The sequence below is a fragment of the Kitasatospora sp. NPDC057223 genome (assembly GCF_042669755.1).
Classification (GTDB): domain Bacteria; phylum Actinomycetota; class Actinomycetes; order Streptomycetales; family Streptomycetaceae; genus Kitasatospora.
This window is the reverse complement of the sequence record NZ_JBHUWW010000177.1, coordinates 1-2,815: the sequence shown is the minus strand read 5'-3', so window position 1 is coordinate 2,815 and position 2,815 is coordinate 1. Positions and strand designations below refer to the sequence as shown.

At 72.5% G+C, this 2,815-nt stretch carries 3 protein-coding genes; 1 reads left to right on the top strand and 2 read right to left on the bottom strand.

What is annotated here, in order from left to right; translation table 11 throughout:
* Nucleotides 1-235: tetratricopeptide repeat protein (locus tag ACFUK0_RS36425; protein ID WP_380257650.1), on the top strand; the 235-nt coding region annotated here is incomplete at its 5' end.
* A 499-nt stretch (nt 236-734) separates the two neighbouring features.
* Here the strand turns inward: ACFUK0_RS36425 and ACFUK0_RS36420 are convergent.
* Both ACFUK0_RS36420 and ACFUK0_RS36415 read right to left on the bottom strand, forming a co-directional pair.
* Nucleotides 735-1,742 carry a hypothetical protein gene (locus tag ACFUK0_RS36420; protein WP_380257648.1) on the bottom strand — a complete coding sequence of 336 codons (1,008 nt, stop codon included), beginning with the start codon at nt 1,740-1,742 and terminating at the stop codon, nt 735-737.
* Between the two features lie 447 nt (nt 1,743-2,189).
* Entirely contained in the window at nt 2,190-2,723 is a 534-nt protein-coding gene (locus ACFUK0_RS36415) for a hypothetical protein (RefSeq protein ID WP_380257646.1), read from the bottom strand.
* Between the last annotated feature and the right edge of the window lie 92 nt (nt 2,724-2,815).

Genomic DNA, 2,815 nt, shown 5'->3' with positions numbered 1-2,815 from the left:
CGTCCGCGAGTTCGACGACCGCCACGCCGAGGGCCGGGCGCTGGGCAACCTCGGCCTCGCGCTGCGGAAGGTGCGCAGGTTCGAGGAGGCCATCGACGCCCACACCCAGGCCGCCACCGTCTTCCGCGACCTCGACGACCGCCACGCCGAGGGCCGGGCGCTGCAGAACGAGGCGGTCACGCACAACGAGCGATGGTTGCGGCAATCTCGGGCTGACCACCAGCCCACTCCCTGACCTCACCGGTCCCTCAGGGCCGCGAAATCGACGTAAGCCTGCCCAACGACTTCGGCCAGCGGACGGACCGTGAACCGAAGCTTGGGGCATCCCGCAGGTTCGGCTCAAACTCCGGCCTCTGCACGTGTCACCCGAGGTAGATCATGATAGTTCTTCGCGAATCCTGAAGAACCATCATGATCGAACTGGCCCATCTGCCGTCGTTGTGGGGGTTGACCTGGGACAACAAGGCAGCTGCGGGCAGAGGAACCCACGGGATATCCCACACAACTGCTTCGACCCCCAGGCACGGCAACTTCGGCCATGACAAGCGCACGGGACCAGATCATCTGAGACAACACCGGGCATCCGTCCGGGACGAGGTCTACCCGGTCACTCTGGAAGCAGGCCGGCACCACCACCCTCCTGCGCTGGACCGTCCCCGCAGAACCAGAACAGACCGGAAGCTGATGACGCGCCCTGCCGCACGGTGCAACGGCCGGGTGGTCACCTTCCCGGGTTACCGACCGGGCGGCAGTGCGTCGGCCGCAGCGGCCTTGGCTGAGGCGAGCGCCTCGGTGAGCGCGTCGGCCACCAGGGCGGCCCTGGCGGTCAACGGGGTGATCTCATCGGCCGGGCCCTGGGCGGCGGCCGTCTCGGCGACCAGGTCCAGGAGCGCCTCGCCCCTGGCCGCCAGCTGCTCCATCGTCTGGCCTTGCGCCGCGATCCGGTCGACCTCTTGGACCTGACGGGCGTACACCTCCAGGGCGGCGACCTGAAGCTCGATGCCGGTGCGCACCGTGTCCAGAGCCTCGCGCTCCCCCGCCAGCAGTTCGACGACGGCCCCGCCAGCACCGTCGGCTCCGGTACTGGCGTTCACGGCCCGGCTGTACCGGTGCAAGGACCGGGCGAGCGACCAGACCCGGTCCGGCACCTGCACCCGGTTCGCGGCGCCTAGGCCCTCCATGTCGTCCAGGTGCAACCGGGAGCCGAGGATGGTGTCCGCGGCGTGCTGCGCCCGGGCGAGCAGCCGGACGGCATCGCCGGTGAGCCAGCTCGGGTGGACGTAGTGCCCGCGGGCCCGCCGCAGGGCCTTCGCCATGCGCCGGTTCTCCGCTATCCGCACGGCGACCACCAGGGCGGCGATGAGCGTCCCGCCGACGAGCAGGAGCAGCCCGGTGTTCTGGACGATGTCGAGGAAGTCGTGAGCTGCGGCGTCGATGCTCTCCGTCCGGCGCCCGGGGCCGGCGTCGGGAGTCTGCGGCTGGTCGTCCGAGAGCTGCTTCAGCAGCCAGGGAGCCAGGGCGACGGCGCCGCCGAGGGCCCCGCAGCCGAGGGAGGTGCGCAGGATCCTGCCGCCCTCGAAGTAGCCGGCCGTCAGGTGCTCGGCGTCGGCGTCGTCGGCCAGCAGCCGCGGGTATCCGGCGGCCAGGTCGGCGACGGCGGCCGTGACGGCGTCGGGCAGGGCGGGGTCGAAGATCGGATGGGCCTGGAGCCCGTCCATGGGCTTGTCGAGGTCGCCCGTCACGTCAGGGGCCCTCTCACGTCGTCGGATCCGGTGCACCGGGAGATCCCCGCTCGGGCGGGACGGCAAATCTGAAGGCGGACCGGCCGGGAGCCGCTGCGCCCACGGCCGACCTGCGGGAATGCTAGCGCCCACTTCGGACGGCGATCCGCCGAATTCTCAGGCGGAGCCGTCGGCGCCCTACGGGACCGCCGTACGGTCCAGCCCGTGTGGCCCGCGCCGGAACCGCGCCATGGGCAGGGACCCGACCAGGGCTCACGTCGCGAGGTGCACGGGCTGCTCGGTCACCGCTGCGCAGCGGCCACCGGGCCCGGGGCGGGCCGGGTGGGCCGGAACGCAAAGAAGGGCCTGCCCCGGCAACTGACACCGGGGCAGGCCCTTATCCGTGCGGGGTGCGGGCGGGCGGGAGGGAGGGTCGAGGCCGATGGCGCGGGAGGCGGGGCTGTCGGGCTACGGGAAGGTGAGCTGGTCCTCGTCGGGGACGCCGTCGTTGTCGCTGGCGGCCTGGGCGCGGGCGTCGTCGTGGACGTCGTCGTCGCACTCGCAGACCAGCCGCCCGTCGGGCAGCTCGACCCATTCACGGCCGGCGACGGCCTCTTCGGCGGCGGCCTCGGGGCTGGTGTGGTGGGGGATGTACTCGTCCTCGACCAGCTCCCCGCACACCGAGCAGCAGGCCGTCCAGCACAGGGAGGGGACGGCGACGCGGGCACCGGCGCGGGCCGCGCCCTCGCGCCGCCAGGCGTAACCGCGGTGGAGCACGATCGCGTAGGTGACGGGCTGGAGCGGGGAGCCGTCGTCCAGGTCGACGGTCAGCGCGTTGTGCTCGGCGGCGGACACCAGGGCGGTCGCGAGGTCAGGCATCGGCACGAGGTTGTTCGGACCGGTGAGCCACAGCTCCCACTCGGCCGTGGGGGTGCCGGGGCGCAGCCGCTGGTCGGGGTCGGTGGCGAACAGGCCGCGGCGGGGAATCGGGACGACGGTCATGGCGGGGGTCTCCTTCTGTGAGGTCGGCCCGGCCCGCAGGGGTGCGGGCCGGGCCGGGGGGTGTGGTGGATGTCGGGTGGGCAGTGCAGCCA

Excerpts from the sequence above, each read along its gene's own strand:
- ACFUK0_RS36415 (WP_380257646.1), bottom strand. The coding sequence starts at position 2,723 with ATGACCGTCGTCCCGATTCCCCGCCGCGGCCTGTTCGCCACCGACCCC.